This window comes from Pseudomonas putida S13.1.2, assembly GCF_000498395.2.
Taxonomy (GTDB): domain Bacteria; phylum Pseudomonadota; class Gammaproteobacteria; order Pseudomonadales; family Pseudomonadaceae; genus Aquipseudomonas; species Aquipseudomonas putida_Q.
The window spans coordinates 4,711,498-4,724,204 of the sequence record NZ_CP010979.1 but is presented as its reverse complement, the minus strand read 5'-3'; the positions used below and the strand labels follow the sequence as shown (position 1 = coordinate 4,724,204).

General features: G+C 62.5%; 12 protein-coding genes and 1 tRNA gene. 6 read left to right on the top strand and 7 right to left on the bottom strand.

The genetic code is table 11. The annotated features are described in order from the left end of the window. Window positions 1-3: 3 nt before the first annotated feature. Window positions 4-777, bottom strand: coding sequence for an ABC transporter ATP-binding protein (locus tag N805_RS20915; RefSeq protein WP_003257472.1), 774 nt, complete (start codon window positions 775-777; stop codon window positions 4-6). Window positions 778-1,417: 640 nt separating this feature from the next. Here N805_RS20915 and gabP point away from each other — a divergent pair. Then, window positions 1,418-2,803 (top strand): GABA permease, encoded by a 1,386-nt coding sequence (gene gabP / locus N805_RS20910; protein ID WP_019471295.1) that lies wholly within the window; start codon window positions 1,418-1,420, stop codon window positions 2,801-2,803. Window positions 2,804-2,983: 180 nt separating this feature from the next. Here gabP and N805_RS20905 read toward each other — a convergent pair whose 3' ends face one another. Beyond that, window positions 2,984-3,427 (bottom strand): hypothetical protein, encoded by a 444-nt coding sequence (locus N805_RS20905; RefSeq protein WP_019471296.1) that lies wholly within the window; start codon window positions 3,425-3,427, stop codon window positions 2,984-2,986. 131 nt (window positions 3,428-3,558) lie between these two features. Between N805_RS20905 and N805_RS20900 the strand changes: the two genes are divergently transcribed. Next, a complete protein-coding gene (locus N805_RS20900; RefSeq protein WP_019471297.1) occupies window positions 3,559-4,095 on the top strand; it encodes a hypothetical protein in 537 nt (178 codons plus the stop codon). A gap of 5 nt (window positions 4,096-4,100) precedes the next feature. Here N805_RS20900 and ppk2 read toward each other — a convergent pair whose 3' ends face one another. The 5 genes from ppk2 to N805_RS20875 form a co-directional block, all read right to left on the bottom strand. After that, window positions 4,101-5,081, bottom strand: a complete 981-nt coding sequence (gene ppk2, locus N805_RS20895; RefSeq protein WP_019471298.1) for a polyphosphate kinase 2 — start codon at window positions 5,079-5,081, stop codon at window positions 4,101-4,103. 169 nt (window positions 5,082-5,250) lie between these two features. Further along, a tRNA-Phe gene (locus N805_RS20890) sits at window positions 5,251-5,326 on the bottom strand. Between the two features lie 90 nt (window positions 5,327-5,416). Further along, a complete protein-coding gene (locus N805_RS20885; protein WP_016484501.1) occupies window positions 5,417-5,689 on the bottom strand; it encodes an oxidative damage protection protein in 273 nt (90 codons plus the stop codon). Continuing rightward, on the bottom strand, window positions 5,686-6,753 hold the full coding sequence (gene mutY / locus N805_RS20880; RefSeq protein ID WP_019471299.1) for an A/G-specific adenine glycosylase: 1,068 nt from the start codon (window positions 6,751-6,753) through the stop codon (window positions 5,686-5,688). The genes N805_RS20885 and mutY overlap by 4 nt, the downstream gene beginning before the upstream one ends. After that, window positions 6,750-9,002 (bottom strand): AsmA family protein, encoded by a 2,253-nt coding sequence (locus N805_RS20875; RefSeq protein WP_019471300.1) that lies wholly within the window; start codon window positions 9,000-9,002, stop codon window positions 6,750-6,752. The genes mutY and N805_RS20875 overlap by 4 nt, the downstream gene beginning before the upstream one ends. A gap of 368 nt (window positions 9,003-9,370) precedes the next feature. Here N805_RS20875 and N805_RS20870 point away from each other — a divergent pair, with 368 nt between their 5' ends. From N805_RS20870 to N805_RS20855, 4 genes are all read left to right on the top strand, one after another. Further along, window positions 9,371-11,032 (top strand): OFA family MFS transporter, encoded by a 1,662-nt coding sequence (locus N805_RS20870; protein ID WP_019471301.1) that lies wholly within the window; start codon window positions 9,371-9,373, stop codon window positions 11,030-11,032. A gap of 169 nt (window positions 11,033-11,201) precedes the next feature. Further along, window positions 11,202-11,795, top strand: coding sequence for an imidazoleglycerol-phosphate dehydratase HisB (gene hisB / locus N805_RS20865; protein WP_023532883.1), 594 nt, complete (start codon window positions 11,202-11,204; stop codon window positions 11,793-11,795). Further along, window positions 11,796-12,434, top strand: coding sequence for an imidazole glycerol phosphate synthase subunit HisH (gene hisH / locus N805_RS20860; protein WP_016497603.1), 639 nt, complete (start codon window positions 11,796-11,798; stop codon window positions 12,432-12,434). It abuts the gene before it with no gap. Then, window positions 12,435-12,695: a DUF2164 domain-containing protein gene (locus N805_RS20855; protein ID WP_019471302.1), complete on the top strand. Its 261-nt coding sequence runs from the start codon at window positions 12,435-12,437 to the stop codon at window positions 12,693-12,695. Window positions 12,696-12,707: the final 12 nt, after the last annotated feature.

The window sequence follows — 12,707 nt, the reverse complement described above, 5'->3', positions numbered from 1 at the left end:
CCGTTAGCGGTGGCTTGACATGAATTGCTTGCAACGCGCCGAGGTCGGGTTTTCGAAGACCTGCTGCGGCGATCCCTGCTCTTCGACCAGGCCTTGGTGCAGGAAGACGACTTCACTGGACACATGGCGGGCAAAGCTCATCTCGTGCGTTACCAACAGCATGGTACGGCCTTCTTCGGCCAATGCGCGGATAACGTTTAGCACTTCCTGGACCATTTCCGGGTCGAGGGCCGAAGTGGGCTCGTCGAACAGGATCACTTTAGGCTTCATGGCCAGGGTACGGGCAATGGCGGCACGCTGTTGCTGGCCACCGGAAAGCTGGGCGGGGTAGCTGTGGCGTTTGTCGTAGATGCCCACCTTGTTCAGCAGCGCTTCGGCGGCTTCGATGGCCTCGGCCTTGCTTTGGCCGAGCACGCGGCGTGGCGCCTCGATGATGTTGTCGAGGATCGACATGTGCGGCCACAGGTTGAAGTTCTGGAAGACAAAGCCGATTTCGCTGCGCAGGCGGTTGATCTGGCGGTTGTCGGCAGCGACCAGGTCGCCGTTTTTGGCAGCCTTGAGCTTGAGGGCTTCGCCGGCCACCAGGATTTCGCCCTGGTGCGGGTTCTCGAGCAGGTTGATGCAACGCAGCAGGGTGGACTTGCCGGAGCCGGACGACCCCAGGATGGAGATCACGTCACCGTCGCGTGCGGTCAGCGAAATGCCCTTGAGAATTTCCTGCTCGCCGTAGCGTTTGTGCAGATTGCGGATTTCCAGCGCGGGCGTGGCCTGAGCCATGTGCGGTCCTCATGTGTTCGGGTGCGTTCCCAGCTATTGGCGGCCTTCCTGGCGAGCGCCAAGCTAGCATAGCGGCATTATGGCGGCCAACAGGGTTGCCAGGGACTGTGGGCACTGGTGGGGCAGTTTGTCGCATCGCTACAGCGTAACGTCGCGCAGATGTCCGCGAAGGTGTCGCCCAGCACCAGAGCCTTGATGAAAAAAGGCGCGATGGTGCCAGCTTTAGCCCGCTCATGGAAGCGGTTTTGGCCCATTCGGGGGGTAAACCCGACCTTTAGGTCGAACGCGTTCGTTGGGGGCAGGTTTACCTGTGAATGCATCGGCAGGCTAAAAGGTTGTACCTGAAGGTTGCACTTTTTGGCATTGCCGTGGTGCACAGGTGTTACCGAGGAGCACCTTTGGTGCGTTTGTAAGTGGGTATTTCAGTAATCCGATGATTTGGCGCCCTTTCGGTCAAGGTATGGCCGAAAGCCCTCCAAACCGCGTGCTAAAAGGCCCGCGGAATTTTCTGACGAATGCATTCAGCAGATGGCGCACTTATTGCCAGTAGGAAACCGCCGATTGCAGCGACGCCCAGGTCAACCCCAGGCGCGCTCCGTACCCGCAGTCGGAGTGGTCCACTCCTTACAAAGGTAGTTTTATGAGCGGTAACAATTCCAATGACCTCGCTCAGGGGCTCAAACAACGGCATGTGACCATGCTGTCCATCGCTGGCGTCATCGGTGCCGGCCTGTTCGTAGGCTCCGGCCACGCCATCGCCGCTGCCGGCCCGGCCGTGCTGCTGGCTTACGCCGCCGCCGGTACGCTGGTGGTGCTGGTGATGCGCATGTTGGGTGAAATGGCGGTCGCCTCGCCTGACACCGGTTCGTTCTCGACCTATGCCGACCGCGCCATCGGGCGCTGGGCCGGTTTTACCATTGGCTGGCTGTACTGGTGGTTCTGGGTGCTGGTGATTCCGCTGGAGGCCAACGCGGCCGCGGCCATTCTGCATGCCTGGTTCCCTGCGGTTGACCTGTGGGCGTTCTCCCTCATCATTACCCTGGCGCTTACCCTGACCAACCTGTGCAGCGTGAAGAACTACGGTGAGTTCGAGTTCTGGTTCGCCCTGCTCAAGGTGCTGGCGATCATCGGCTTCATCGCCGTGGGCTGTGCTGCCTTGTTCGGCTTTGTGCCGAGCAGCCAGGTGAGCGGTGCCAGCCACCTGTTCGACACCCAAGGCTTCATGCCTAACGGACTGGGCGCAGTGCTGGCAGCCATGCTGACCACCATGTTCTCGTTCATGGGTACCGAAATTGTCACCATCGCCGCTGCCGAGTCCAAGGACCCGGGCAAGCAGATCAGCCGCGCCACCAACTCGGTCATCTGGCGTATCTGCCTGTTCTACCTGGTGTCGATCTTCCTGGTCGTGGCCCTGGTACCGTGGAACGACCCGGCCCTGGCCGAAACCGGTTCCTACCAGACCGTGCTGAGCCGTATCGGCGTGCCGAATGCCAAGCTGATTGTCGACATCGTCGTGCTGATTGCCGTGACCAGCTGCCTGAACTCGGCGCTGTACACCTCTTCGCGCATGCTGTTCTCGCTGAGCAAGCGTGGCGACGCCCCGGCCATCGCCCAGCGCACCACCAAGGCGGCAACCCCGCATGTGGCGGTATTGCTGTCCACTGCCGCGGCATTCCTTTGCGTGTTCGCCAACTTCGTGGCCCCGGCCCAGGTGTTCGAGTTCCTGCTGGCCAGTTCTGGTGCCATTGCGCTGCTGGTGTACCTGGTGATTGCCATTTCGCAGCTGCGCATGCGTGCCCAGCGTGAGGCCCGTGGCGAGAAGATCACCTTCAAGATGTGGCTGTTCCCGGGCCTGACCTGGGCGACCATTGCCTTCATCGTTGCCATCCTGGTGGTCATGGCGCTGCGTGAGGATCACCGTGCGGAGATCATCGCGACTGCGTTGCTGAGCATTGGTGTGGTGGCGGCTGGTCTGCTGGTGCACCGCAAGCGTGAAGCTGCCGGGCGGGTGGCGCTGGATAACTGATCCGCGCTGGCTGTAACGAAAAGGCCGCGCCCTGTGAAGGATGCGGCCTTTTTTGTTGCCTGTACCGGCCCTATCGCCGGCAAGCCAGCTCCTACAGGAAGCTTGCTGCCCTCAGGCCTGTCATGAACCTGTGGGAGCGGGCTTGCCGGCGATAGGGCCCTTGCAGGTTAAATGGCCCTGTCAGCCAAACTGCTTCTGCTGTTGCTGCTGCTTGGCCACCAGCTCGGAGGCGGTGATGTAGGCCTCCTGGAACTCATCGCTTTCCAGCCAGGCCATGGTGGCTTCTTCGTCAGCGCCGTCCAGCCATTTGCGGTAGGCGTTGAACACCAGCACGATGTAGTCGGTGGCGTGCTCTTCGTTGTGCCCCTTGAGCACCAGGGCCAGCAGCGGGTCTACCAGGAACACCGAGATCATCGGCACCAGGCCGCCTTCCTGGGCTTCCTTCATCTTCTCGAACATCGCGTCGTAGCTGCCCGACTCCATGGCCTTGTTGTATACCTGCTCGACGCTGGCGCTGTCGCCGGCACTGGCCTTGACCGCCTGGCCGCTGCGCACCATGCGGTTCTGCTTGGCCTTGCTGGCGGCGCGCTTGGCGCGTTTCTGTTGCTTGGTAGGGGTGGCCATGGGGGCTTGAGTCCTTGGGTGGTGCTGGAAAAGTGCGTATTGAATCGCAGATGGCAGTGAAACCCAAGCGGCATTGGCGGGTCTGACTCAGGCTGCCGGACATTCGGCATTCGCGCAAAGGACATTCACGGATGAAAGCACCCGTCATGCTCGGCCTGCTGGCCGCCGCTCTTGCCGGCTGCGGCAACATTGCCGCAGTCAAATCTTTCAATACCCCCTACGGCTCGCCCAGTGGCGGTGACACCGCACGCCTGCGGGTAATCGCCGACGGTATGGTGCGTGCGGTACCGGAAAAGGACTGTGTGGACTGGTACAGCCCCGGTGCCGGAGTGATTGCAGTACCCACCAAAGGCTTCGCCGACCGCAATGGCGAAACCTTGGGCATGCCGGCCAGTGTATCTGCCCAGGCGGGTGACGCAGTCAGCGAAGTGCTGGTGCCTGCCGGTAAGCCGTTTACCCTGCACTTTCTCGATGGGGGGCGCTCGGCCGGCTATGACACGGTGCAGAACTGCCTGGGCATGTTCTCGTTCGTGCCGCAAAAAGGCGCCGACTATGAGCTGGTGGTGCACGGCTACAGCGCTTGCGGCGGCACGCTCAAGCGCCTGGACAAGGCCGAGGACGTGGCCCGGCGCAAAGCTGATTATTGCAGTGCCATGGCCAACTTCTAGGCCCTTCAGGCTGGTTGGGCGACCAGCTCGTCTTCCTCGAAGCCGCGCGCGGCCTTGCCGACCAGCAGCGCATCCGGGGCGTGGGCCACGCTGTGGTCCTTGCCCGGGTAGTCCAGCGAATGCAGGAAGTGGCGGATGCAGTTGATCCGTGCGCGCTTCTTGTCATCGGACTTGATCACCGTCCACGGCGCATCGGCGGTGTCGGTGTGGAAGAACATCGCTTCCTTGGCCGCGGTGTAGTCTTCCCACTTGTCCAGCGACTTGATGTCGATGGGCGACAGCTTCCAGTGTTTGAGCGGGTCGTCCCGGCGTGAAATGAAGCGCCGCAGTTGCTCTTCGCGGTTCACCGAAAACCAGTACTTGAACAGCAGGATGCCGCTGTTGCACAGCATGCGCTCCAGGTCCGGTGTCTGGCGCATGAACTCCAGGTACTGCAGCGGTGTGCAGAACTCCATCACCTTCTCGACGCCCGCGCGGTTGTACCAGGAGCGGTCGAAGAACACCATTTCACCCGCTGTGGGCAGGTGCTGGATGTAGCGCTGGAAATACCACTGGCCCTGTTCCTGCTCGGAAGGCTTCTCCAGTGCGACGATGCGTGCGCCACGTGGGTTGAGGTGCTCCATGAAGCGCTTGATGGTGCCGCCCTTGCCTGCTGCGTCGCGCCCCTCGAACAGGATCACCACACGCTGGCCGGTTTCCTTCACCCAGCTTTGTACCTTCAACAGCTCGATCTGCAGCGCGTGCTTGGCCTTTTCGTAGTCCTGGCGTCGCAGGCGTGTGCGGTAGGGGTAGCTGGCCGGCAGGTGCGCCGAGGTGCTGTCTTCGTTGCTGCCCTTCGGGGCGGTGGCAACTTCCAGTGCAGCGGGTTGCTGGCTGATACGGGTGATCGTCGGTTCCGGCTTGCGCTGGCGTGGGCGGCGCGTGCGGACTGGAGTGATGGCGGGTTCGCTGGGGGCGGGGAGCAGGAGGGGGGATTCTTCGCTCATGGAGGTCCTTGCTAGTCGATACGGGTATCCGTCTTCGATTATGAAGGTGAACGAGTGATGGCTATTTGATGCTGGTCAATGAGCAAAAATTACAGACAACAAAAAACCCGCACTAGGCGGGTTTCTTGTTGTCGCTTCGGGTAACTTTGCAACCACCAGAAGCTGAAGGTGGTGCCCAGAGACGGAGTCGAACCGCCGACACGAGGATTTTCAATCCTCTGCTCTACCGACTGAGCTATCTGGGCGACGAGGTGAATTAAATAGATTTCCGGACCGCTCGTCAACGACTTTTTGAAAAAATTTTAAATTAATTCCGTCGCTTACGATTTTTGGGGTCATTCGGCCGGTGGAACGTAGCCTTCCGCCTGGGCGTATTCTTCGCCGGCGAAAAACTTGTCCATCTCTGCCTGGAGGAATTTGCGGTCCTCGGCGTTCATCATGTTCAGGCGCTTTTCATTGATCAGCATGGTCTGGTGCTTCTGCCAGTCGGCCCAGGCTTGCTGCGAGATGTGTTCGAAGATGTCCTGGCCCTTGGCGCCGGGGTAGGGCGGGCGCTCCAGGCCTGGCAGTTCTTCTTTGTACTTGCGGCACATCACGGTGCGGGTCATCGGGCGTCTCCTGCAATCAGTTCGTCGGCCGCGCGTTCAAGCAGCTTTTTCACCGGGGCAGCAAGGCCCAGGCGCGGCGGGGTGGCGAGGTTATACCAGAGCCAGTCGGCCTCGGCCACGTGCTCGCCGACCAAGTCGACGTGCACCAGCCAGGGCTCGATGGCCAGCTGGAAGTGGCTGAAGGTATGGGTCAGGCCTGCCATGGCCCGGCTGCCTGCCAGGCGCAGGCCGTGCTGATAGGCCAGGTCGTCGAGCTGTGCCAGGTCGTCCAGCTCCGGCAGGCTCCACAAACCACCCCAGAGGCCGCTGGATGGGCGGCGATAAAGCAGGATGGCGCCTTCGTGGTTGGCCAGCAGTGGCATCAGCGTGCGCCGTTGCGGCAGCGCCTTGCGCGGCTTGGGCTCCGGGTAGCGGGTTTCTTCGCCGTGCAGGTGTGCCTCGCAGCCGCGTTGCAACGGGCAGATCAGGCAACTGGGCTTGCTGCGGGTGCACAGCGTGGCACCCATGTCCATCATGGCCTGGGTGTAATGGTTGGCGCGCTGCAGCGGTGTAAAACGCTCGGCCGTGGCCCACAGCTGGTTGGCCACCTTGGGCTCGCCAGGGTAGCCGGCCTGGGCGGTGTAGCGGGCCAGCACGCGCTTGACGTTACCGTCCAGGATCGGCGCGCGAATGCCCATGCTGATGCTGGCGATGGCGCCGGCGGTGGAGCGGCCGATGCCGGGCAACTCGGTGAGCTGCTCGACACTGCGCGGGAATTCGCCGCCATGTTGCTCGACGACGATCTTTGCAGCCTTTTGCAGGTTACGTGCGCGGGTGTAGTAGCCCAGCCCCGTCCACAGGTGCAGCACTTCGTCCTCCGGCGCCTCGGCCAGGGCCTGCACGGTCGGCAGGGCCTGCATGAACCGGTCGAAGTAGTTGAGCACGGTGCTGACCTGGGTCTGCTGCAACATGATTTCCGACACCCACACCCGGTACGGGGTGATGCCCTGTTGCCAAGGCAGGTCGTGCCGGCCGTGCTCGTCGTACCAGTCCAGCACAGCGCTGGAGAACTGCTCGGGGCTCATCGCTTGAACAGCCCCTTGAGTGCGTCTTTTATTTCCGGGCTCACTTTGTCTCCGAGTTTCTCTTCAAGCTTTTCATCGATCTTGTCTTTCAGGCGGTCGCCAGCCAGCTTGGCGGCAACCTTGCCCATACCGCCCTGGTCCAGACGGCAGGCCTTGGCGCCGAGTTCCAGCGGGCCACGGCAGCGCAGGGGCACTTCAACACCCACATAGCGTTGGTTGACCTGGCAGGCCGGGTCCGGCATGGCGCGCTGGTCGCCTTCAACGATCACGCCCACGTTGTAGTCCATGCCCAGCACGCGCAGGTCGAGGTCGCCATGGCCGTTGACGGTCAGGCCCGGGATGCGCGCTTTGAGGTCTGGGTTGCTGGCAACGCCATTACGCACCACCAGGCTGCCGCGCAGTTCCTGGAACGGGGTGTCCTTGCCGCGTGGCTCGCCGCTCAGGGTCTTGCGGTTGAGGGTGGCGATGGCCTGGCACAGTTGCTGTTCCAGGTTGGCGTTGACCAGCACACCGTCATTGATGGTGAAGTTGGCGCTCCCGTTGAGGGTGTCGACCAGGGCTTTCTGGCTGTTGCCGGTGGCGGTCAGGTCGCTGGTCAGGGTCAGCAGGCCTTTCACCGGTGGTACCTGGTCCTTGCCTTCGGTCTTGATGAAGTGCTCTACCGGCACGCGCTGGATGTTGGTGTTCACACCCAGTTGCGGTACGGCAGGGCGCACGTCGACCGTGCCCTTGGCCTCGAAGGTGCCGTTGTACAGCTCGCCACGCAGGGTTTGCAGGGTCAGCAGGCCGCCCTGGCCGAGGGCCTTGAGCTGGGCGTCTGCGATCGGCAGCTTGTTCAGGGTCAGCGAGCCAAAGGCCAGGTCGGCTTGCAGGTCGAGGACGCGCAGGCGGTCGACCGGCAGCAGCTTGTCGTCGCTCCAGGCTACCTGCGTCGGGGTGTTGGGCAACGGTGTGGTGCCGGCACCGGCACCGGCCACGGCGCTGGCCTCTTGCTGCTTGACCTCGGCCTGGCGCGCGGCAGAGGCGCCCTTGGCCTCTTCGCTCTTGGCTGGCAGGTAGCGGTCAGCGTCGAAGGTATCGCCCTTGAGCTGCAGGCGCAGGGCCTGCTTGGCAAAGTCTTCCACGGCCACACGGCCACTGAAGGTACTGTCATCCAGCTTCACGGCCAGGTCTTCCAGGGCCAGGCTGTTGGCTGTGCCTTGCAGGCGGGTGACCAGCTCCAGCTTGGCGAAGGCTGCCGGGTCGTGGGTGGCCGGCAGCGGGCGGCCGATGCTGTCGAGGAAGGTGCGCAGGTTGAACTGGGCGATGGACAGGCCACCGCTCAGCTGTGGTGCCTTGTCCAGGTCACGCACATTCAGCTCGCCCAGGGCGCGCAGCTGGTTGGCCGAGACTTTCAGGCCGTTCCATGAGGCGACATTGGCGGCCAGGTCGACCAGTAGCTGGCCCTGGGCAGCGAAGGTCACCGTCTTGCCGCCGGTTGGCTCACCCGACGTTTCGCCCGACAGGCGCATGTCTTCGAAGTTGTAGCGCTTGAGTTTGCGGTCAAAGCGCAGCTCGCCGGCCAGCTCGGTGCGGGCCTTTATATTCGGCTCGCTGGCGCTGATGAAGGCGCTGGCCTTGAGCGGAATGTTCGCGCCTTCATGGACCGGGCCAGTGCTCAGCTGGATGCTCTCGGCGCTGTAGCTGTGGCCGGTCTTGGCATCGGTGTACTGCACGCGGGCGTTGTTCACGGTCAGGCTGTCGATGTCCAGCTTGATGGCGCGGTCGTTGCCGTTCGCAGGCTCCGGCGTCTGTTCGGCAGGTGCCTGTGCGGGTGCATCGGCGCTTGCACCGTTCTGCGCGGGCAGCGGTTTGCCGATGTCTTCCCAGTTGCCATGGCCCTGTTCGTCGCGGGCCAGGGTCAGGTTCAGGCCTTCGACGCGCACGTCGCTCATCTGCACTTCGCGGCGTAGCAGCGGCAGCACACGCACGGACAGGCCGAGCATTTGCAGGTCGGCGAACGGCTCCTTGGGTTTGGCCAAGGTGGCGATGCTTGCTTCGTGCAACTCCAGGCCCAGCCACGGGAACAGGCTCCAGCCGATGTCACCGTTAAGGGTCAGCTCGACGTGAGCCTTGTCCCGTGCCAGCTGGCGAATCTCGTCTTTGTAGTCGTTGGGATCAAAGAGGTGGGTCAGGGCGAAGCCCAGCGCCACGATGATCAGCAGCAACCCGAGAAGCCCCAGCCCCAGGATTTTGCCGAACGCTTTCATGGGCGAGTCCTTGTAGTCCGATAGTGAATTCACGCGGCAGAGTATAACGCCGCGGTGGTTGTCCCTGCTTATTCGACTAGAGATACAGGGCATTTCCTACGTTTGCAGCAGAGGGTACGGCTTTCGGCGGGCAAATGTTTGCCTGTGCCGGCCTCTTCGCGGGCATGCCCGCTCCCACAGGTACTGCACAGGCCTGAAGGGTGTTGATAATCCTGTGGGAGCGGGCGAGCCCGCGAAGAGGCCGGCACAGGAGAGAGGGCCGTTTCAGCAACGCGAAAAATCACGATATCAGATTGCTTTCACGCCACTTGGCTCTGCTAATCTTGCGCCGCTTTGCGAGCACCCACCCTATAAGAAGGATCAGATCCATGACCAGTACCGTCGCGGCGGGGGCCTTGGCCAGTGCGCCAGGCTTCCTGTCGAAGGAGCGCATCATCGCCCGCCCGGGCTTCAACCGCTGGCTGGTCCCGCCAGCCGCCCTGGCCATCCACCTGTGCATCGGCATGGCCTACGGCTTTTCGGTGTTCTGGCTGCCTTTGTCGCAAGCCCTCGGTATTACCGCCCCCGTCGCCTGTGCGCCAGACTTGGGCTTCATGGCCCGGATGTTCAGCGCCGAATGCGACTGGCCGATCTCGATGCTGAGCTGGATCTACACCCTGTTCTTCGTCTTCCTTGGCTGCTCGGCGGCGGTGCTGGGCGGTTGGCTGGAGCACGCCGGCCCACGCAAGGCCGGCCTGGTTTCGGCCTTGTGCTGGTGCGGCGGCATGCTGATCTCGGCCATTGGTGTAAAAACCCACCAACTGTGGCTGATGTGGCTGGGCTCCGGCGTGATCGGCGGTATCGGCCTGGGCCTGGGCTATATCTCGCCCGTGTCCACGCTGATCAAGTGGTTCCCGGACAAACGCGGCATGGCCACCGGCATGGCGATCATGGGCTTCGGCGGCGGGGCCATGGTGGGTGCACCGCTGGCCACCGCGCTGATGGGGCATTTTGGCAACGCGCACGAAGTGGGCGTATGGCAGAGCTTCGTCGCGATGGCCGCGATCTACTTCGTGTTCATGACTGCTGGCGCCCTGGCTTACCGTGTGCCGCCGACCGGCTGGAAGCCCGAAGGCTGGACCGCCCCGGCGAAAAAAGCCGGTAACACCATGGTGACCGACCGCCATGTGCACGTCAGTGTGGCGTGGAAAACCCCACAGTTCGCGCTGATCTGGCTGGTACTGTGCCTGAACGTGTCGGCGGGCATCGGTATTCTCGGCATGGCGTCGCCCCTGCTGCAGGAAGTGTTCGCCGGCAAATTGCTGGGTAACGAACTGACCTTCAGCCAGCTGAATGCTGCCCAGCTGGCGCAGATTGCCGCGATCGCCGCCGGCTTCACGGGCCTGTTGAGCCTGTTCAACATTGGCGGGCGGTTCTTCTGGGCGTCGTTCTCCGACTACATCGGCCGCAAGAACACCTACTTCGCCTTCTTCGCCCTGGGCGTTGGCCTTTACAGCCTGGTGCCGAACATGGGGCACCTGGGTAACGTGGCGCTGTTCGTGGCCGCGTTCTGCATCATCCTGTCGATGTATGGCGGCGGTTTCGCGACCGTGCCGGCGTACCTGGCTGACCTGTTCGGCACGCAGATGGTCGGCGCTATTCATGGTCGCCTGCTGACCGCCTGGGCAGCGGCGGGGGTGCTGGGCCCGGTATTGATCACTTACCTGCGCGAGTCTCAGTTGGCAGCGGGGGTGGAGCGGGCAGCGGCTTACGACATGACCTTGTACATCCTTGCTGGCCTGTTGGTGCTGGGCTTTATCTGCAACATGCTGGTGCGCCCGGTGGCCGACAAGCACTTCATGAGTGATGCCGAACTGGCGGCCGAGCGGGCGCTCAGCCATGACAAGGGCGCCGATGGGGCGCGGTCGCTGGAGTGGAAGGCGGCCCCGGGCAGCCTGGCGCTGGTGTTGCTGGCCTGGGCTGTGGTGGTCGTGCCGCTGGCCTGGGGTGTGTGGGTGACACTGCAGAAGACTGCTGTTCTGTTCCATTGATGTAACTGCATGGGCTGCAAAGCAGCCCCCATTACGCAGTTGTATAGACCTGTAGCAGCATCCAGCCCCCGTAATTGCTTGCTTTGCCATATGTCATCCGCGTTTCAAGCTGGCGCGTTCTGGGCCTATAATGGAGCCCTTTTCGCCCAATGATTTTGCGGAGCTGGTGATGGTCGAACGTAAGGCTTCCGTCGAGCGCAATACCCTGGAAACCCAGGTCAAGTGCTCGATCAACCTCGATGGCAGTGGCAAGGCCCGATTCGATATCGGTGTGCCTTTCCTTGAACACATGCTGGACCAGATTGCCCGCCATGGGCTGATCGATCTGGATATCGAGTGCAAGGGTGACCTGCATATCGACGATCACCATACCGTCGAGGACGTCGGTATTACCCTGGGCATGGCATTCGCCCAGGCCATCGGTGACAAGAAAGGTATCTTCCGTTACGGCCACGCCTACGTGCCGCTGGACGAAGCGCTGTCGCGCGTGGTCATCGACTTCTCCGGCCGCCCCGGCCTGCAGATGCACGTGCCGTATACCCGTGCCAGCGTTGGCGGCTTCGATGTCGACTTGTTCCAGGAGTTCTTCCAGGGCTTCGTCAACCACGCGCTGGTAACCCTGCACATCGACAACCTGCGTGGCCACAACACCCACCACCAGATCGAAACCGTGTTCAAGGCATTCGGCCGCGCGCTGCGCATGGCTGTCACCCTCGACGAGCGCATGGCCGGGCAGATGCCGTCGACCAAAGGGTGCCTGTAAATGCAGACGGTAGCCGTAATCGACTATGGCATGGGCAACCTGCACTCGGTGGCCAAGGCGCTCGAACACGTCGGTGCCGGCAAGGTGCTGGTCACCAGCGACGCCGCAGTGATTCGTGAAGCTGACCGCGTGGTATTCCCGGGTGTGGGCGCGATCCGCGACTGCATGGCCGAAATCCGCCGCCTGGGCTTCGACAGCCTGGTGCGCGAAGTCAGCCAGGACCGCCCGTTTCTCGGTATCTGCGTGGGCATGCAGGCGCTGCTTGAACACAGCGAGGAAAACGCCGGTGTCGACTGCATCGGCATGTTCCCGGGCCAGGTGCGCTTCTTCGGCAAAGACCTGCAAGAAGACGGCGAGCACCTGAAGGTGCCGCACATGGGCTGGAACGAAGTCAGCCAGACCATCCACCACCCGCTGTGGCATGACATCCCCGACCAGGCGCGTTTCTACTTCGTGCACAGCTACTACATCAATGCCGGCAAGCCGGGCCAGGTAGTCGGCCGCGGCCACTATGGCGTCGATTTCGCCGCTGCGCTGGCGGACGGCTCGCGCTTTGCCGTGCAGTTCCACCCGGAGAAGAGCCATACCCATGGCCTGCAGTTGCTGCAGAACTTCGTCGCCTGGGACGGGCGCTGGTAAATGAACAGGTCGAAAGCCAAGGCCCCGGTCCTCACGTTGGCCCCCGAGCAGGAGCGCGATGCGCTCGACACGCTCAAGCGCTTCCTCGAAGACCGTTTCGAGCTGCAGCTGGGGTCGTTCGAGGTGGCCGAGGTGCTTGAGCTGTTCAGCAAAGAAATTGCACCCCTTTACTACAACAGGGCGATTGCCGATGTTCAGCTGCACCTCAAGGAGCGGTTCGAGAGCATCGAAAGCGATCTGTGGGCGCTCGAAAAGCCCTGAAACCCCAAGAAC